The 18668-nt window shown below is 44.6% G+C and carries 15 protein-coding genes; 14 read left to right on the forward strand and 1 reads right to left on the reverse strand.

Features of this window, described 5'->3' with window-relative positions; all coding sequences use genetic code 11:
* Nucleotides 1–137: 137 nt before the first annotated feature.
* The 4 genes from BCU75_RS18100 to BCU75_RS18115 all read left to right on the forward strand — a co-directional run bounded on the left by BCU75_RS18100 (nt 138) and on the right by BCU75_RS18115 (nt 3469).
* Nucleotides 138–827 carry a response regulator gene (locus BCU75_RS18100; RefSeq protein ID WP_102474656.1) on the forward strand — a complete coding sequence of 230 codons (690 nt, stop codon included), beginning with the start codon at nt 138–140 and terminating at the stop codon, nt 825–827.
* Nucleotides 827–2206 (forward strand): envelope stress sensor histidine kinase CpxA, encoded by a 1380-nt coding sequence (cpxA, locus tag BCU75_RS18105; RefSeq protein WP_076675495.1) that lies wholly within the window; start codon nt 827–829, stop codon nt 2204–2206. The genes BCU75_RS18100 and cpxA overlap by 1 nt, the downstream gene beginning before the upstream one ends.
* 76 nt (nt 2207–2282) lie before the next feature.
* A complete protein-coding gene (locus BCU75_RS18110) occupies nt 2283–2900 on the forward strand; it encodes a superoxide dismutase (protein WP_102474657.1) in 618 nt (205 codons plus the stop codon).
* An 89-nt stretch (nt 2901–2989) separates the two neighbouring features.
* The gene (locus tag BCU75_RS18115) at nt 2990–3469 is read left to right on the forward strand and encodes a tRNA (cytidine(34)-2'-O)-methyltransferase (protein ID WP_061023596.1); all 480 of its coding nucleotides are present in this window, start codon (nt 2990–2992) and stop codon (nt 3467–3469) included.
* A 204-nt stretch (nt 3470–3673) separates the two neighbouring features.
* On the opposite strand, the gene BCU75_RS18120 is transcribed toward BCU75_RS18115, so the two are convergent.
* Nucleotides 3674–4213: an FxsA family protein gene (locus tag BCU75_RS18120; RefSeq protein ID WP_102474658.1), complete on the reverse strand. Its 540-nt coding sequence runs from the start codon at nt 4211–4213 to the stop codon at nt 3674–3676.
* Nucleotides 4214–4497: 284 nt separating this feature from the next.
* On the opposite strand from BCU75_RS18120, the gene aspA reads away from it, so the two are divergent.
* The 10 genes from aspA to BCU75_RS18175 all read left to right on the forward strand — a co-directional run bounded on the left by aspA (nt 4498) and on the right by BCU75_RS18175 (nt 18458).
* Nucleotides 4498–5949, forward strand: a complete 1452-nt coding sequence (gene aspA / locus BCU75_RS18125; protein WP_102474659.1) for an aspartate ammonia-lyase — start codon at nt 4498–4500, stop codon at nt 5947–5949.
* A gap of 180 nt (nt 5950–6129) precedes the next feature.
* Nucleotides 6130–7437: an anaerobic C4-dicarboxylate transporter gene (locus tag BCU75_RS18130; RefSeq protein ID WP_004729714.1), complete on the forward strand. Its 1308-nt coding sequence runs from the start codon at nt 6130–6132 to the stop codon at nt 7435–7437.
* Between the two features lie 509 nt (nt 7438–7946).
* Nucleotides 7947–9395, forward strand: a complete 1449-nt coding sequence (locus BCU75_RS18135) for a YfcC family protein (protein ID WP_004729715.1) — start codon at nt 7947–7949, stop codon at nt 9393–9395.
* Between the two features lie 813 nt (nt 9396–10208).
* The gene (arcA, locus tag BCU75_RS18140; protein ID WP_102474660.1) at nt 10209–11432 is read left to right on the forward strand and encodes an arginine deiminase; all 1224 of its coding nucleotides are present in this window, start codon (nt 10209–10211) and stop codon (nt 11430–11432) included.
* A 73-nt stretch (nt 11433–11505) separates the two neighbouring features.
* Nucleotides 11506–12417, forward strand: coding sequence for a carbamate kinase (gene arcC / locus BCU75_RS18145; RefSeq protein ID WP_102474661.1), 912 nt, complete (start codon nt 11506–11508; stop codon nt 12415–12417).
* A 212-nt stretch (nt 12418–12629) separates the two neighbouring features.
* Entirely contained in the window at nt 12630–13640 is a 1011-nt protein-coding gene (locus tag BCU75_RS18150; RefSeq protein ID WP_102474662.1) for an ornithine carbamoyltransferase, read from the forward strand.
* A gap of 537 nt (nt 13641–14177) precedes the next feature.
* Nucleotides 14178–15107 carry an aspartate carbamoyltransferase gene (gene pyrB / locus BCU75_RS18160; protein WP_076675510.1) on the forward strand — a complete coding sequence of 310 codons (930 nt, stop codon included), beginning with the start codon at nt 14178–14180 and terminating at the stop codon, nt 15105–15107.
* A gap of 15 nt (nt 15108–15122) precedes the next feature.
* The gene (gene pyrI / locus BCU75_RS18165) at nt 15123–15587 is read left to right on the forward strand and encodes an aspartate carbamoyltransferase regulatory subunit (RefSeq protein WP_076675513.1); all 465 of its coding nucleotides are present in this window, start codon (nt 15123–15125) and stop codon (nt 15585–15587) included.
* A 327-nt stretch (nt 15588–15914) separates the two neighbouring features.
* Nucleotides 15915–16403 carry an arginine repressor gene (locus tag BCU75_RS18170; RefSeq protein ID WP_009844705.1) on the forward strand — a complete coding sequence of 163 codons (489 nt, stop codon included), beginning with the start codon at nt 15915–15917 and terminating at the stop codon, nt 16401–16403.
* Nucleotides 16404–16577: 174 nt separating this feature from the next.
* Entirely contained in the window at nt 16578–18458 is a 1881-nt protein-coding gene (locus tag BCU75_RS18175) for a protein-disulfide reductase DsbD (protein WP_102474663.1), read from the forward strand.
* Nucleotides 18459–18668: the final 210 nt, after the last annotated feature.

An 18668-nucleotide genomic window follows, 5' to 3' on the forward strand; every position in this document is an offset into this window, starting at 1 on the left:
AGCGCTTAGATATAGATTAGTCTTTCGCTCGTAAAGTGACGTTTAGAAAGCGTAAAGAATCGTAAAGAGTGAAAGTTGACGAATAATTAGCAGTATTATTAACGTGTAAATAGTAGATAACCGATTAAGGCTTCCCAATGGCGAACATTCTTCTTATTGATGACGACACAGAACTAACCAGCTTACTTAAAGATATCCTGAGCTTTGAGGGCTTCACTGTTTCCGAAGCCAATGATGGCTATGCAGGGCTTGACGCTATCAATGATGAGATTGACCTGATTCTTTTGGATGTGATGATGCCGCGCCTTAACGGTATGGAAACGCTAAAGAAACTGAGAGAAAATTGGGAGACGCCAGTACTGATGCTGACTGCCAAGGGCGAAGAGATCGACCGTGTTATTGGCCTTGAACTTGGCGCCGATGATTACTTGCCAAAGCCTTTTAGTGACCGAGAACTGCTGGCTCGTATTCGTGCCATCTTACGTCGAACACAGACTAACACCGCGCCTAAATCAACCAGCGACACCATTCAATACCAAGACATTGAAGTCTTCCCTGGTAAACAAGAGGCTTATTGTAATGGACAGATTATCGACCTCACTACCACAGAATTCGCTTTGCTGAGCCACCTCATCCAACACCCAGGACAAGTGATCACCAAAGAAGCATTGAGCTTGGATGTTTTAGGCAAAAGGCTGGCGGCGTTTGACCGCGCGATAGACATGCACATCTCCAATCTGCGTAAGAAGATTCCAGAGCGCAGCGACGGTAAGGCTCGCATCAAAACCTTGCGAGGCCGTGGCTACTTATTGGTAGAGGAAGATTAATGCGTATCCCTAAAATCACCAGCTTATATGGACGTATCTTTGCTATCTTTTGGTTCACCATGTTACTGGTGCTTTTGTCAGTGCTGTCACTTCCCCATTTAGACCCTCGAGTAGCGCGCGATGTACCTGCCGATCATCTAAATAAACTCGAGCGTCTCGCTAAAATCACAGAAAAACGCTACGCCAAAGAACCTAATCTAGGCAAAATTGTGTTCCAACTTGAGGCTCCACGTAGCCGCAAGGATTCTCGTGCTCGTATCTATTTAACCGACCTTGAAGGTGCCGTCCTTACGTCGAAAAGACATTCGGACTATAAGCTTAAGGCGATTCGCAACTTTGTAACCTCGATTGACAACCCTGAAGTGCCAAAACAGAAGCTGTACGGACACTACATGGTGGCAGGGCCTGTACCTATCACACTCGCGGGTGAAGAATTACTGATGTATGCCGGAGTAAAGTGGAACCAACCACCACCATTCTTACTGCGATTGTTTGATAGGCCTTTACAGCTATTGCTTGCGGTAATGCTAGCAAGTACCCCGCTATTATTATGGTTAGCTTGGGCGTTGAGCCAACCCGCACGTAGGCTAGAGCGCGCAGCGCAACGCGTAGCAAAAGGGCAATTTGAGGTCGATCCCCAACTAGAAAAAGGCACCTCAGAATTCAGACAAGCGGGAGAAAGCTTTAACCAAATGGTCGAAGCGGTAAACCAGATGATTTCGGGGCAACAACGCCTACTTTCTGATATCTCACACGAACTACGATCGCCATTGACTCGCCTACGCATGGCCAATGCACTGGCAATTCGTAAGCAAGGTGAGAGCCAAGAACTAGAGCGTATCGATACCGAAGCGCAGCGTCTGGAACAAATGATCAGTGAACTACTGACGCTATCTCGTATGCAAGTCGACAGCCACATTACTCGTGAGGTTCAGCCTATCTCGAGCTTATGGGAAGAGATCTTAAAAGATGCAGAGTTTGAAGCTGAACAGATGGGTAAATTACTGACGTTTTCAGAGATCCCAGAACGTTCTATTTCAGGGAATCCTAAGCTGCTGATGAGTGCCTTAGACAATATTACGCGCAATGCTATCTACTACGGTAAAGACCAAGTGGATGTGCAATTCCATATTGTCCAAGATCAGCTGACGATTTGCGTCAATGACAACGGTGATGGTGTACCGGAGGATGAACTGGACTCTATCTTCAGACCTTTCTACCGGGTTTCAACGGCACGCGATCGTAATTCAGGTGGCACTGGGCTTGGCCTCACCATTACAGAAAGTGCGATTCGCCAACACAGCGGAACCATCACTGCAAGCCGTAGCCAGCTAGGTGGATTACAACTCGAAATCACCTTGCCTATCCTACCGGTATAATACCCCCACAAAGATCACAGTTGATAATGATTGTCATTATCATTATGGTAAATCCTCTAATTAAGGAGGATTTACCATGTCACACACTTTCCCTGCTTTACCCTACGCTTACGATGCCCTAGAACCTTACATTGATGCTAAGACGATGGAAGTGCATTACAGTAAGCACCATAGAACCTACTACGATAAGTTTGTTGCGGCTGTTTCTGGCAGCGAGCTAGAGCAACAGTCTCTGACTGAGATCTTCGCTAACATTTCTCAGCACAGCCCAGCGGTTCGTAACAATGGTGGCGGTTACTACAACCACATCTTGTATTGGAACTGCATGTCGCAAAACGGTGGTGGTGAACCCACGGGCGAGCTTGGCGAGGCTATCAAAAGTACTTTCGGAAATTTCGAGACATTCCAAGATCAGTTCGCTCAAGCGGCAATCAATACCTTTGGTTCAGGCTTCGCTTGGCTAGTGGTTGAAGAAGGACAACTGAAGATCATCTCGACCTCAAATCAAGATAATCCGTGGATGGATACCGTTGCCAGTAATGGCGAACCAATTCTTGCACTCGATGTTTGGGAACACGCCTACTACATCAGCTACCAAAACCGTCGTCCTGATTACATCAATGCATGGTGGAACGTAGTGAATTGGAATACGGTATCTGAAAACTACGCGCAGGCACTAACAAACCAAGCTTAAGCCGATAATGATGGTGATAGTGGCGAACTGTACTCACTCAGCTTGCCACCGTATACTCTGGTTATCTTTGATTATTCTTGTGAACCAACATGTTTGATATCGCTCTATACGAACCAGAAATCGCGCCCAATACGGGTAACATCATCCGCCTATCAGCTAACTGCGGTGCAAACCTGCATCTTATCGAGCCGCTTGGCTTTGATTTCGAAGAGAAGAAAGTTCGTCGTGCAGGCTTGGATTACCACGACCTAGCGCGAGTAAAGCGTCACAAGAACCTAGAAGCATTTCTTGAATACCTAGAAAACGAACGCGAAGGTGATTTCCGTATCTTCGCTTGCACGACCAAAACTACAGGTCACCACGTTGATGCGAAATTTCAACAAGGTGATGTGTTGATGTTTGGCCCGGAAACACGCGGCCTGCCTGCTGAATTCATTGAAAGCATGCCAATGGAGCAACGCATTCGTATTCCAATGATGCCGGATGCGCGAAGCCTCAACCTATCTAACGCGGTTGCTATTATTGCTTTCGAAGCGTGGCGACAAATGGGCTTCGAAGGCGCGGTGTAACCCAATCTCAGTAAATCAATCTCAGTAAATAACCGCTCACTCGGCCTGTTACCTGTTCCTGCTAGCAATCGTAAATAGCAGGTAACATGCAATAAAAAAGGCTCTTACCATTATCACTTTCTTGCGAAGGATAAAGGTAAGAGCCTTTTCTGTTTTTCCCTCTATATAGGGAAGAGGGAAAACATAGAGAAGAGGGAAAACGGATTAGTTCAAGCGGTTACGATCGTTGTCATCGTCTTTCTTCTCAAACTCACCCTCAAAGGTGTTGCCGTCTTTTGATTGATCAGATGGATCTTGCTTAAACGAGCCTGAATTGAAAGGGTCTTGTCCAAATGGACTCTGGCCAAAACCAGCTTGTCCACCCGCATGGAAACCGCCAGACATATTGGTTACCACCATTTTTTCCATCATTTTCTTGGCAATTATCGCTCTTGGTGCTGGTAGCAATACCAACATACCGAGTGCGTCCGTCATAAAGCCTGGAGTCAACAACAATACGCCTGCAACCGCAAGCATCACACCTTCAAGAATCTGTTGTGCTGGCATTTCGCCTTGTTGCAATCGACCTTGAACAGACATAAGTGTTTGAATGCCTTGGCTACGAACCAGCGATGCACCAAAAAATGCAGTGATCAGAACCAACGCGATAGTTGGCCACAATCCTAAGAAGCCACCAACTTGAATAAATAGCCCAATCTCAATGATGGGTACGAAGATAAATAGTAATAATAAGATAGGAAACACACGCCCTCCTTTGTTACGTCCAGTTTACGCTGAAAGCCCTACCAATCTCAAATTTATCCTGTAAATAAGCGTGTTTATTGACCCGGAATAAGTTTGCTGAATATTGACGAAACAAAAACGAAAAAGGTGATCAACTTAATATTTTTATGCGCTAAGTACAGTATCATGTGCCACATAAGTCAGGACGGATTTATCAGCCCAATATTCTAGCGAACGGAGTATTTGCACACAGAATAGGCTAATAACTAACTATATAATCAGAATAATTCTCTAAGGATCCTGTTATGGCTAATCTATCAGAAGCTCAAGTTGCAGCTTCTCAAGCTACTCGTCTCGAAGAAGATCTACTAGGTCAACGTCATGTTCCGGCTGATGCTTACTACGGCATCCACACTCTCCGCGCAGTTGAAAACTTCAACATCTCAAATGTAACGATCTCAGATGTACCTGAATTCGTTCGCGGTATGGTGATGACAAAGAAAGCCGCGGCTTTAGCAAACAAAGAGTTAGGTGTAATCCCAAGCGAAGTAGCTAAATACATCATCCAAGCTTGTGACCTAATTCTAGACACTGGCAAGTGCATGGATCAGTTCCCATCGGATGTATTCCAAGGTGGCGCTGGTACTTCTGTAAACATGAACGCGAACGAAGTAGTCGCGAACGTGGCTCTTGAACTTATGGGCAAAGAAAAAGGCCAATATGAGTTCATCAACCCAAATGATCATGTGAACCGCAGCCAATCAACTAACTGTGCTTACCCAACGGGTTTCCGTATCTCTGTTTACAACAGCGTTCGCAAACTGATTGACGCTATCGAATACCTAAAAGGTGCATTCGAGCTTAAGAGCCAAGAATTCAACACAATCCTGAAGATGGGTCGTACTCAACTTCAAGACGCAGTACCTATGACGGTTGGCCAAGAATTCCACGCTTGGGCTGTAACCATCAATGAAGAAATCAAAAACCTAGAATACACTTCAAAGCTACTGCTTGAAGTTAACTTAGGCGCAACAGCTATCGGTACGGGTCTGAACGCAGCACCTGGCTACCAAGGCCTAGCCGTTAAACACCTAGCAGAAGTAACTGGCCTAGAGTGTGTAGCCGCTGAAGATTTGATCGAAGCAACGTCTGACTGTGGCGCATACGTAATGACGCACGGCGCACTTAAGCGTCTAGCCGTTAAACTGTCTAAGATCTGTAACGACTTACGTCTTCTTTCTTCAGGTCCACGTACTGGCTTCAACGAGCTAAACCTACCTGAACTGCAAGCGGGTTCTTCAATCATGCCTGCTAAAGTAAACCCAGTTGTACCTGAAGTAGTGAACCAAGTTTGCTTTAAAGTTCTAGGTAACGACAACACGGTTTCTTTCGCAGCAGAAGGTGGTCAACTTCAACTGAACGTAATGGAACCTGTTATCGCACAAAGCATGTTTGAGTCTTTAGACATCCTAACAAACGCATGTGTGAACCTACGCGACAAGTGTGTAGACGGCATTACTGTGAACAAAGAAGTATGTGAATCTCACGTATTCAACTCTATCGGTATCGTTACTTACCTAAACCCATACATTGGCCACCATGAGGGTGACATTGTAGGTAAGATCTGTGCAGAAACGGGTAAGAGCGTTCGCGATGTGGTTCTAGAGCGCGGTTTATTAACCGCAGAAGAACTTGATGACATTTTCTCTGTTGAAAATTTGATGCATCCTCAGTATAAAGCAAAACGCTACGAGTAAATCTGGCAAACAGGGCTCCAAACGGAGCCCTTTTTTAGGCTCTAATACGGTTAACCTTGCTTAATTTGTGGACTTCCCTTAATTGCCTTTTTGCTCAGTTGAATCTAAACAATAGAACTATTATGTGAATATTCCATCGACGAATGTTCACATAATAAAATCTAAAATGAGGTGTTACTTATGATTGCAGTAGAACTTTTTGTTGTCCTACTCTTTATATTCTTGGGGGCCAGAATTGGCGGTATCGGTATCGGTTTTGCCGGTGGTGCTGGTGTTATTGCCCTTTCACTTATTCTTGGTGTTCCAACAAGCCAATCTTTCATTCCGGTCGATGTAATCTTGATCATCATGTCGGTAATTACTGCGATTGCTGCAATGCAAGTTGCTGGTGGTATGGATTGGTTGGTACAGATTGCGGAAAACTTTTTACGCAAGCATCCAGAACGCATTACCTTTTATGCGCCTATCGTTACCTTCGTCATGACATTAATGGCAGGTACGGGTCACACTGCTTTCTCAACACTTCCAGTGATTGCAGAAGTAGCTAAAGGCCAAGGTGTACGTCCTTCTCGTCCTCTTTCTATTGCGGTTGTTGCTTCCCAAATTGCGATTACAGCTTCACCAATTTCAGCAGCCGTTGTTGCATTCGCAGCAATGCTGGCACCTTTTGGTGTTGATTACCTAACGCTATTAATGGTTTGTATTCCAACGACCTTTATCGCTTGTATGGTTGGCGCAGTTGTCGCGAACTACATGGGCAGTGAACTGAAAGACGATCCAATTTACCAAGAACGTCTAGAGAAAGGTCTAATTAAGCTAGCAACAGAAGAGAAACGCGAAATTTTACCAACAGCGAAGAAAGCGACTTACATCTTCCTAGCGGCAATTGGTTTCGTTGTTTGCTACGCAGCCGCTATCTCTAGTTCTGTTGGCCTAATTGAAAACCCTGCACTGGGTCGTAACGAAGCGATCATGTCTGTGATGCTAGCAGCCGCTGCTGCAATTGTTATGTTCACTAAGATTGATGCAGCGAAAATTTCATCTGCTCCAACATTCCGCTCTGGTATGACAGCGTGTGTATGTGTACTTGGTGTAGCTTGGTTGGGCTCTACATTTGTAAACGCGCACGTAGCAGAAATCAAAGACGTAGCAGGCGCTCTACTGGCTGACTATCCATGGATGCTGGCTCTTGTTCTGTTCTTCGCTTCTATGCTGCTTTACTCTCAAGGCGCAACAACGGTTGCACTAATGCCAGCTGCTCTAGCGATTGGCGTAGCACCACTAACAGCCGTTGCTTCTTTTGCTGCAGTAAGTGCACTGTTCGTACTTCCAACTTACCCTACGCTACTTGCAGCGGTTGAGATGGATGACACAGGCTCAACTCGTATTGGTAAGTACGTATTTAACCACCCATTCTTCATTCCTGGTGTGGCAACAATCAGTACAGCGGTAGCACTCGGCTTCGCATTCGGCGGTCTATTTATCTAACACTCGCTGAAAAACCAAACCCTAAAAGGAAGCTTCGGCTTCCTTTTTTGTTTTCTGTTCAATGTGTTATTTGATACACATCAAATAACCATTATAAACTTTAAAAACCATCCAAAAATAAAGTTTGAATAAAATTCCAAGATTATTCAAGCTATTAATTAGGAATGCCTGCCAAGTCAATCTCCCCTCGTTCCCCCTTCATCCACATCGAATATTAATCCAAGCTAACTAACCAAAAAACCTTGCTGTTTTTATGCCATTTTTAAGGCCTCTCATTAGCCACTATTTTTGTGAACAGCACCAAACTTAAATAGTTTGGTAAGGAATAAAATAGCCACAGCTAAATTAAATCTATTTCATTCGGATTAGTAAATATAAAAACAACTTTAATTTAAAGTCATCAACTATATATCGTTGGGTACTTTATAAATGTAAGTGTATTTACAATCTATAAATCATTAGTCGCTAATTCACATCACTTTTATTTAAGATGATGTAAGGAGATAGCCATGACGACTCAAACGATACCAAGCGAGAAAAAAAAGGGCGGCTTCTTTGCCAATTTTAAATTCCCTTCTGCCTACACTATTCTATTTATTCTAATTGCATTCGTAGCCCTGCTTACCTGGGTTGTTCCAGCAGGCCAATACGACCGAGCAATGAATGAAGAGTTAGGTCGAGAAGTACCGGTTACTGGCACCTATCAAGCGGTAGAAGGTAACCCTCAAGGCGTGATCGATGTACTGCTAGCGCCTATCGACGGTTTCTACGACCACAATAGCTATGAAGCTGCAGCAATCGACGTTTCGCTGTTCATCTTAATCATTGGTGGCTTCTTAGGACTAGTAACCAAAACGGGTGCCATTGATGCCGGTATCGAACGTGTCACCGCCCGCTTAGAAGGGCGAGAAGAGTTAATGATACCGATACTAATGGCGCTGTTTGCTGCTGGCGGTACCGTCTACGGCATGGCGGAGGAATCACTACCATTCTATACGCTGCTAGTACCTGTAATGATGGCTGCTCGCTTTGACCCTCTGGTTGCTGCTGCGACAGTATTGCTTGGCGCGGGCATTGGGGTGCTCGGTTCTACCATTAACCCATTCGCTACCGTTATTGCTGCCAACGCCTCTGGTATTCCATTTACCGACGGTATCGCGTTGCGTGTTGGAATGCTAATTATTGGTTGGGGTATCTGTGTCGCCTACGTCATGCGTTACGCAAGAATGGTACAAGCTGATCCAACAACATCAATTGTTTACGACAAATACGAAGAGAACAAAGCGCACTTCCTTGGTAACGCGAGTGGTGAAAAACTTGAATTCACCGCGACTCGCAAACTGATTCTGACCATTTTTGGTGGCTCTTTCGCTGTGATGATTTACGGTGTATCGGTTGCTGGATGGTGGATGGCAGAGATCTCCGCGATGTTCTTGGCAGCAACAATCATCGTCGGTATTGTGTCTCGCATGAGCGAAGAAGAGTTTACCACTAGCTTCATTGACGGTGCTCGAGACCTATTGGGCGTAGCACTTATCATTGGTATTGCACGTGGTATCGTCGTCGTAATGGACCGCGGTATGATCACCGACACCATTCTCTTCTCTGCAGAACAAATGGTGACTGGGCTGTCTTCGGTTATCTTTATTAACGTGATGTTCTTCCTAGAGATTCTATTGTCATTCTTAGTCCCGTCGACGTCTGGATTAGCGGTACTGACTATGCCAATCATGGCACCACTGGCCGATTTTGCTGGCGTAGGTCGTGACCTCGTTATCACAGCGTACCAATCCGCTTCTGGCTTGGTGAACTTAATCACACCGACCTCTGCGGTAGTAATGGGTGGCTTGGCGATTGCTCGCGTCCCTTACGTACGCTGGGTTAAATGGGTAATGCCATTAATCGGTATCTTGATGGTGTTCTGCATCGTTGTGCTAAGTATTGGTGCGCTTATCTAACTTAAAGCACTTCACTCCGTTCTCATCCAAAGCCGCTTCCATAGCGGCTTTTTTTATTGCTATCTAATCCAATTCCAACCCAATCACCAAAACAACCTGCCGAGCTGCACACGCTTCATTTAAAGCCTCTCTCTGGTTTATCTCAGTAGCAAAGCTTAAACGAGCTAAAGACACCGACTACAACGAGTAAATCAACATTTAAACATCGATGTTAAAGCGAATAATAGACCAACTATTCTTCGCTATTATGTTTAGAAAAATATTTAGTCATTTATTAGCGTTAATTATATTTAAAGTTATTTACTCCGTAATAAACGAAGGAGAAATAGCAGCCATTTTTATAGAAAATCAACTAAAAACACCCCATTATAAAATGTGATCACAACAGCTTTATTCACATTTACTTTGTTAACAAATGTTTAATTTAATATTCAAAATTAAATATATAAATAAAAACACTGCATACTTCCAAACTAAGCACACTCTTATCAATAAAACTATTATGCATATAATCCCCCGTAAATTAGATTATAGTAAGTTTAGTTTAAAAAGCATGCATAAAATTCCCTAACCGCTAACTATTTAGAATCATCTAGCAACACTCAAAAGTGAATAAAGTTTGTTAAAACCCTTATTTTTAAAGGGCTGAGGGATAAAAAACGATTTGTGATAGATCTCTAAGAATACCTGACTAGCAGGCGTAATATTAATTCCAGACAAGAGATATGAATAAATAATTCATTATTCTCAACTGAAAATAAATAATTACTCTTAGCAATAAAAGTAATTCAAATATATAAGAGAGAGACGATCATGAGTAAGTTCTATGTAGGTTCTGAAATAGGTCAATTACGCCGCGTTCTAGTTCACCGTCCAAGACGCGCACTGACTCACCTAACACCCTCTAACTGTCACGATTTGCTGTTTGATGACGTACTGGCTGTTGAGCGTGCAGGTAAAGAGCATGACGCATTTACTCAAACGCTACGTGATCAAGGTGTTGAGGTTCTTCTTCTTACTGACTTGCTAGCAGACACACTAGCAGTGTCTGATGCGAAAGATTGGCTTTTGAATCATCAAGTTTCTGATTACCGCCTAGGTAAAACTTTTGCTAATGATGTGCGCTGCTACTTGGGCGATTTACCAAACCTAGAGTTAGCAAAAATCCTAACGGGCGGTTTGTCTTACGCTGAGATGCCAATGAAATCATCTTCAATGATGCAAGGCATGCACGCACCAACCGACTTCATTATCGAGCCACTACCAAACCACCTATTTACTCGCGATACATCTTGCTGGGTATATGGCGGTGTATCTATCAACCCAATGGCGAAACCAGCTCGTCAACGTGAAACAAACCACGTTCGTGCTATTTACCGTTGGCACCCAACATTCGCAGGCCAAGACTTCATTAAATACTTCGGCGATGAAGAAAAAATCAATTACGACAACTCTACGATTGAAGGTGGTGACGTTCTTGTACTTGGTCGTGGCGCGGTGCTTATCGGTATGTCTGAACGTACAACAGCACAAGGTGTTGAACACTTAGCATCTAGCCTATTCAAACACGGTCAAGCGACACAAGTTATCGCAATGCAGCTACCAAAACACCGCTCTTGCATGCACTTAGACACCGTAATGACTCACATGAACGAAGATACGTTCTCTGTTTACCCTGAAGTGGTAAGTAAAGACGTGCAGTGCTGGAACCTAACTGGCGATGAGTCTGGCGCTGTAAAAGTGAAAGAAGAAGGCTACTTCGTAACGGCTATCGAAAAAGCACTTGGCGTAGACAAGCTAAACCTAATCACGACAGGTGGCGACAACTTCCATGCAGAACGTGAACAGTGGAACGACGCAAACAACGTTCTTACCGTTAAACCGGGTGTCGTGATTGGTTACGAAGGCAACACCTACACCAACGAAAAATACGACAAAGCAGGCATCACGGTTCTTCCGATTCCAGGAGACGAACTTGGCCGTGGTCGCGGTGGCGCACGCTGCATGAGCTGCCCAATTGAGCGTGATGGTATCTAATCACTAAGACGAAAACGGCCAAGTTGAACGATCTTAAATAATCTCAGCTTGGCCAGAATGAGAGAACACAATTATGACTAAGCAAACTGTTGTTGTTGCACTCGGCGGTAACGCCCTACTTCGTCGCGGTGAACCGTTAGAAGCCGATGTTCAACGCCGCAATATTGAAACTGCTGTTAAAACCATCTCTGAAATCGCGAAAGTGTACAACGTGGTCCTAGTACACGGTAATGGCCCACAAGTTGGCCTACTTGCTCTGCAAGGTTTGGAGTACAAGAAAGTAAACCCGTACCCACTGGATGTATTGGGCAGTGAAACTCAAGGCATGATCGGCTACATGCTGATGCAAGAGTTCAAGAACTACCTGCCTGACCGCAACATCTCGTGCATGTTGACGCAAATGACGGTTGATCCAAACGATCCAGCATTTACGGATCCAACTAAGCCGATTGGCCCGATCTACGAAGAAGCAGAAGCCCGTGAGCTAGCAGAGAAATTCCACTGGATCGTAAAACCCGACGGCCAACATTTCCGTCGCGTAGTACCAAGCCCACGACCTACTGGCATTGTTGAACACGAAGCGATCACCCAACTTATCGATGCGGGTCACTTAGTTATTTGTACTGGTGGTGGTGGCATCCCAGTGAAAAAAGAAAATGGCAAATTAATTGGTGTTGAAGCGGTTATCGACAAAGACATGTCAGCGGCTTTCTTAGCGAAACAACTGGATGCGGATGCGCTGCTTATTCTGACCGACGCGGACGCTGTGTACCTTGACTGGGGCAAACCAACTCAACACGCACTGCGCAGCACCACACCAAGCGAATTGGCGAAGTTCACATTTGATGCCGGCTCAATGGGGCCAAAAATTGAAGCATCGTGCGAATTCATTCAGCAAGGCGGCAAAGTAGTGGGTATCGGTGCACTCGAAGATGGCTTGCAAATTCTGCAAGGTCAAGCGGGCACCAATATCACCAAAGGTTAACGTACTAGCGAGCTTTATCATCTTGAAAAACTTAAAGTTTGAGAACCTTAAAGCTTGAGAGCCTTAAACTTTGAGAGCTTTTAAACTTTGCGAAAACAGAATTAAACGAAACAAACAGAACCAAACAAATTTAACTAAAAAATTGAATCGCGCTTTCTTGAATTTTCTTTCCCTGTAGCAAGAAAGCGCCTAAATCTAAGAAGGAATACATCATGGCTTTTAACCTACGCAATCGTAACTTCCTAAAACTACTAGATTTCACTCCACGCGAAATTCAACACTTGTTAGATCTTTCTATGGAGCTAAAAAAAGCGAAGTACAACGGTTACGAACAGCCAACACTGACTGGCAAAAACATTGCGCTTATCTTTGAGAAAACCTCAACTCGTACTCGCTGTGCATTCGAAGTGGCAGCATTCGACCAAGGTGCTCGCGTCTCTTACTTAGGCCCATCGGGTTCTCAAATTGGCCACAAAGAATCAATGAAAGATACGGCTCGCGTTCTTGGCCGTATGTACGATGGCATCGAATACCGTGGCTTCGGTCAAGAAATCGTTGAAGAGCTAGGCGCATACGCTGGTGTTCCGGTATGGAATGGTCTAACAGACGAGTTCCACCCAACTCAAATCCTGGCTGACTTCCTAACTATGACGGAATACGGCCGTGGTAAACAACTGCGTGAAATCAAGTTTGCTTACCTAGGTGATGCTCGCAACAACATGGGCAACTCTCTAATGGTTGGTGCAGCGAAAATGGGTATGGACATTCGTCTTGTTGCTCCAAAACAATTCTGGCCACAAGAAGAGCTATTAGCTCAATGTCGTGAAATTGCAGAGCACACAGGCGGCAAAATCACGCTAACAGAAGATGTTCAAGAAGGCGTACAAGGTTGTGATTTCCTATACACCGACGTTTGGGTATCAATGGGCGAAGCAAAAGAAGCATGGGCTGAGCGTATTAACCTAATGATGCCTTACCAAGTCAACATGGACATGATCAAGGCAACAGGCAACCCACATGTGAAATTCATGCACTGCCTACCGGCTTTCCACGGCGAAGACACAACAGTAGGTAAACAACTTGCTGCTGAATATCCACAGCTAAAAGACGGCGTAGAAGTGACAGATGAAGTGGTTGAGTCTGAATACTCTATCGTGTTCGATGAAGCTGAAAACCGCATGCATACCATCAAAGCAGTGATGGTTGCAACACTAGGCAGTTAATTACCTAAGAAACTAAACAGCTAAACAGCTAAACAGCTAAACAGCTAAGAATCTAAACAACTAAGAATCTAAACAACTAAGAAGTTAAGCACTCACTTGTTGGCAAGACATTGACAAGTTAAGTGTAATGACAGGGAAATGCGGGTGGCATACTTGGGATTTAGCCCTTGGATAAAACCCGCATTTTTTTTCATTAGATTGAAGAGGTTACCGCCCCAAAAATCACAAGTTTTTCTGTTTCAACAAAGGCTTAAATAGAAGTTAAAAGCAGATGTTATTTCGCATAAAAATCCATTAAATGAATACTTTACAGAAAGTATTGCATGGCGTTTTTATCTAAGTATAATCCTCCGCAATTTGTCTTAAGAGAGCAAAAAATGAACCGCAATTTTGTCGCACATGATTGTCAACCAACACGCCCTAGAGTGGCGTTGGTATCATTTTTATTTTGTTCTATTGATCGTTTCGAAGCCTCCTATTTTTAGGGGGCTTTTTTTTGTCCGCAATTTGACTGTATGCATAAAAGGAAGACCCGTTATGGCGCATTCGTTATTTAACAAGCACATCATCTCCATACCTGAGCTCACTCGTAATGAACTGGAGCTTATCGTCGACACCGCAGCAAGGCTCAAGGCTGAGCCAAACCCAGAACTGCTGAAAAATAAAGTCGTTGCGAGCTGCTTCTTTGAGCCTTCAACTCGAACTCGCCTTTCATTTGAAACCGCAGTTCAACGTCTTGGCGGCACGGTCATCGGTTTTGATAATGGCGGAAACACATCGCTAGCGAAGAAAGGCGAAACACTTGCCGATTCCGTGCAGGTTATTTCATCTTACGTCGATGCCTTTGTGATGCGTCATCCGCAAGAAGGCGCAGCACGTTTGGCCTCTGAATTTTCGAATGGGGTTCCAGTGGTAAATGGTGGCGACGGTGCAAACCAACACCCGACTCAAACCTTGCTGGATCTGTTCTCGATTTACGAAACGCAAGGCACGCTTGATAACCTCAATGTAGCGTTCGTCGGCGACCTAAAATATGGCCGCACTGTCCACTCATTGACGCAAGCACTATCAAAGTTCAATAACGTGCGTTTCTTCTTTATCGCACCAGAAGTGTTAGAAATGCCCGATTATATCTGTGAAGAATTGGAAGAGATGGGTATCCAATACAGCACACACAGCAGCATTGAAGAAGTAGTGCCTGAACTGGATGTTTTGTACATGACTCGCGTACAGAAAGAGCGCTTTGATGCATCGGAATACGCACACATGAAGTCGGCTTACATTCTAACCGCCGAGACATTAAAAGATGCACGCCAAAACATGAAGGTGCTTCACCCACTGCCACGTGTCGATGAAATCACAACCGATGTCGATAAAACGCCGCACGCTTACTACTTCGAACAAGCTGAAAACGGTGTGTATGCTCGTGAAGCTTTATTAGCCCTAGTTCTTAACGACACTTTATAAGCAGGAGAAACAGTCATGGTTAAACAAACTCAGCTACAAGTAGAAGCGATCCGTAACGGCAGCGTTATTGACCACATCCCTGCTCATCTTGGGATTAAAATTCTCAAACTGTTCAAGCTGCATAAAACAGAACAGCGCATCACCATGGGGTTAAATCTGCCATCATCAGCGCTTGGCAATAAAGACCTCATCAAGATTGAGAACATCTTTCTGACTAAGGAACAAGCCAACCAATTGGCTCTGTATGCTCCGCAAGCGACAGTGAATCAGATTGAAGAATACAAAGTGGTCAACAAGCTAACACTTGTACTGCCAGAGCAAATCAACAGTGTGTTCGCCTGCCCAAATAGCAACTGTATTTCACACGGTGAGCCGGTTGAAAGTAGCTTTAATGTGCAGCTAAAACACGAAAACGTACAGTTAAAATGTCACTATTGTGAAAAAGTATTCTCTCGCGAGATCATGAGTGAAATTCGCTAACCCTTAGCGCCATTACCTCCGCAATAAAACCCGCTCAGAATATATGGATATTTATTCCCAACCTGGAATAAATATCCATTCAACCAAAGAATAAAACTCCACAAAAAAAGCAATTAACCAGAATTTTGTTTGGTGATCGCCTTCAAAAAGATAACTATCCTTTAGTGGTAGACTGAATGAATAGAAGATCACACATCACGCATACCCTTCCTATTTATTTCGGGATTCATCGGTAAGCCCTAATTAACAATCGTACTCTACGGCTTTGGGAGTGCGTTCTGCGCTATGGACAAGCGATATCCACATGTTGGCCTTAAGGAGTTGTTCATGAACCAAATCACTGAGCACGGTTGCTTGTATTCAGCTGAAGATAAAACACTGACTGCAGCGTGCAAACGCTTACTACAACAACAGAGCTTCTCGACCCAGAATCAACTGCGCGAGAAACTCGTCGACATTGGCTATACAGGTATTAGCCAATCGACCGTATCACGCATCTTGTCGCAGCTTGGCGTCGTAAAAATTCAGAATGCTTGTGGTAAAAAAGTCTACTGTATAACCGTTGAAAGCGCACCTGTGCGTGTCGATGCGTCAATATCATCACAAATCGAATTGATTACTCACAACCAAGCAATGGTCATCGTAAAAACAAACCCTGGTTGCGCACAGTTGGTCGCTAGATTGGTTGATATCGATCCACATACCGAGATTATCGGAACCGTTGGCGGTAACGACACCGTGTTAATTATTCCGAAAGACACGACGAATATTGATGCTTGCGAGCAAGTAGTAAGAGCACGCTTAGGTGTTGCCTAGATGCCTTATTACCAAGGGCTCCTCACTCAAGCCGAGCGACTTAGCCTCTCTCGACTACCCAAAAAAGTGGCTCACCCGCCCTAGCGGATATTTGCTGGTCGATGAAACTAATCACAAACTATTACGGTCTGATTGAGTTAAGATACCTTTAACTCCATTTTGATGACTAATAGTATGCGACGACTTGCCACATTACTTTTTGTTTGTATTTCCCTATTCACCCAGCCTGCGTGGGCGATTTTTGGGAACGACAACGCCGAGCCAAGTTTCGGGGGCAATAACAATGGTTTTGTCCCTGTAGACCAAGCTTTCCCTTTCAATTACTACCAGCAAGACGGCAAAGTCCTTCTCGATTGGCAAGTAAAAGAGGGCTACTACCTCTATCAACACAGCCTCTCGTTCACTGGCCAAAATCTCGCTATCGGCAATGTTGAAATGGAAGATGGCCAACCACACCAAGATGAATTCTTCGGTGAGGTGAGTATTTATACTCAGCCGTTATTCGTGCAAGTTCCTCTACAGAGTTACCAAGATGGCTCACAGCTGATCGTTAAGTATCAAGGCTGTGCAGATGCTGGTTTTTGCTACCCACCAGAAACTCGCGTGATCGACATTGAACCGTTTACTGCGACGAACCCTGGGGATATAAAAAGCAGTGATATGAAAAACAGTGGTGTGCAAAACAGTAGTGTCTCGCAAGGTTCTTCTGATGCAGTTGGTGAATCTGATAATTCAGTACAACCCTCTTCTCCTACAGCTGACGCAGCAAGTAATACCACTCAACAAACCAATGCTCCCGTTTCAAAAGAAGCAGGCTTAGCCGATAAGCTCGGTGATAGTTGGTGGACTCCATTATTATTCTTAGCACTCGGTGTTGGTTTAGCCTTTACGCCGTGTGTTCTGCCTATGTACCCTATCCTAACGGGTATCGTTTTAGGTGGCGGTAAGCTCAGCCAAGGTCGCGCGCTGATGCTGTCTTTCATCTACGTGCAAGGTATGGCGTTAACCTACACTCTATTGGGTTTAGTGGTTGCCTCTGCGGGTATGCAATTCCAAGCAGCCATGCAACACCCTTACGTGTTGATCGCACTAAGTGTTCTGTTCGTTGCGTTAGCCATGTCGATGTTCGGCGTTTATAACCTACAACTACCAAGTAGTATCCAAACTTGGCTTAACAACCAAAGTAACAAGCAACAAGGTGGCAATACCTTGGGCGTGTTCGCAATGGGCGCTATCTCTGGCTTAGTGTGTTCACCTTGTACCACTGCTCCATTGTCGGGTGCGCTGCTGTATGTGGCTCAAAGTGGTGACCTATTAACGGGGGCAATTGCTCTGTATGCCTTAGCGATGGGTATGGGTATCCCGCTGATCTTGGTTGCAGTGTTTGGTAATAAGCTGCTGCCGAAAGCAGGCAGCTGGATGGACAAGGTGAAGATCGTATTCGGCTTTATCTTGCTGGCAGCGCCTATCTTCCTGCTAGAGCGAATTATTCCTGAGTTATGGGCAACTGTGCTCTGGTCTGGCCTTGGCTTCATCGCCTTTGGTTGGCTTTACCACAGCAAAAATGCACTGCCATTCGGCGGCTGGAAGCAAAGCGCTGTGGGTATCATCGCGATGCTCGGCCTATTCGCTTCTGCGCAACCTGCGTTGAATTACTGGTTTGCAGAAAAGAGCGTTGTGGTTGAGCAACAAATCCAATTTGCACGCGTCAACACGGTGGAAGAGTTAGAAATCCAGCTCATCGAAGCCAAGAAACTCGGCAAACCAGTGATGCTCGATTTCTACGCCGATTGGTGTGTGGCATGTAAAGAGTTTGAGAAGTACACCTTCCATCAAGCTGATGTTGAGAACAAGCTTTCTGATTTCGTCCTGCTTCAGGCTGACGTAACGAGAAACATGCCTCAAGACATTGAACTGCTTAAACAATTGCAGGTACTCGGCTTGCCAACCATAGAGTTCTGGGATGGCGAGGGTAACCATGTTCCAAATGCTCGTGTCACTGGTTTTATGCCGGCAGATGTATTCTTAAAACACATGCAAGACCACCAGCTATAACGACAATATTCACCGGAATATCCGCCTAAACGAAAGCCGCACCGCCCCTCCGTAACGAGATGGCAGTGCGGCTTTTTTGCTATTCAGAGTAACGCTTTCTTATTCCGGGGATAAAAGTCGATATGGTTCAGACTTTTCATGCATAGATATTGTCCACATACTCAATCAGGATGATAATAAATATTAACTAAATTGTTAAAAGTATGAACG

It is taken from the genome of Vibrio splendidus (assembly GCF_002873455.1).
Lineage (GTDB): Bacteria > Pseudomonadota > Gammaproteobacteria > Enterobacterales > Vibrionaceae > Vibrio > Vibrio splendidus_J.

Coding starts and splice junctions, on each gene's coding strand:
- BCU75_RS18100 (WP_102474656.1), top strand. CDS start 138: ATGGCGAACATTCTTCTTATTGATGACGACACAGAACTAACCAGCTTA.
- cpxA (WP_076675495.1), top strand. CDS start 827: ATGCGTATCCCTAAAATCACCAGCTTATATGGACGTATCTTTGCTATC.
- BCU75_RS18110 (WP_102474657.1), top strand. CDS start 2,283: ATGTCACACACTTTCCCTGCTTTACCCTACGCTTACGATGCCCTAGAA.
- BCU75_RS18115 (WP_061023596.1), top strand. CDS start 2,990: ATGTTTGATATCGCTCTATACGAACCAGAAATCGCGCCCAATACGGGT.
- aspA (WP_102474659.1), top strand. CDS start 4,498: ATGGCTAATCTATCAGAAGCTCAAGTTGCAGCTTCTCAAGCTACTCGT.
- BCU75_RS18130 (WP_004729714.1), top strand. CDS start 6,130: ATGATTGCAGTAGAACTTTTTGTTGTCCTACTCTTTATATTCTTGGGG.
- BCU75_RS18135 (WP_004729715.1), top strand. CDS start 7,947: ATGACGACTCAAACGATACCAAGCGAGAAAAAAAAGGGCGGCTTCTTT.
- arcA (WP_102474660.1), top strand. CDS start 10,209: ATGAGTAAGTTCTATGTAGGTTCTGAAATAGGTCAATTACGCCGCGTT.
- arcC (WP_102474661.1), top strand. CDS start 11,506: ATGACTAAGCAAACTGTTGTTGTTGCACTCGGCGGTAACGCCCTACTT.
- BCU75_RS18150 (WP_102474662.1), top strand. CDS start 12,630: ATGGCTTTTAACCTACGCAATCGTAACTTCCTAAAACTACTAGATTTC.
- pyrB (WP_076675510.1), top strand. CDS start 14,178: ATGGCGCATTCGTTATTTAACAAGCACATCATCTCCATACCTGAGCTC.
- pyrI (WP_076675513.1), top strand. CDS start 15,123: ATGGTTAAACAAACTCAGCTACAAGTAGAAGCGATCCGTAACGGCAGC.
- BCU75_RS18170 (WP_009844705.1), top strand. CDS start 15,915: ATGAACCAAATCACTGAGCACGGTTGCTTGTATTCAGCTGAAGATAAA.
- BCU75_RS18175 (WP_102474663.1), top strand. CDS start 16,578: ATGCGACGACTTGCCACATTACTTTTTGTTTGTATTTCCCTATTCACC.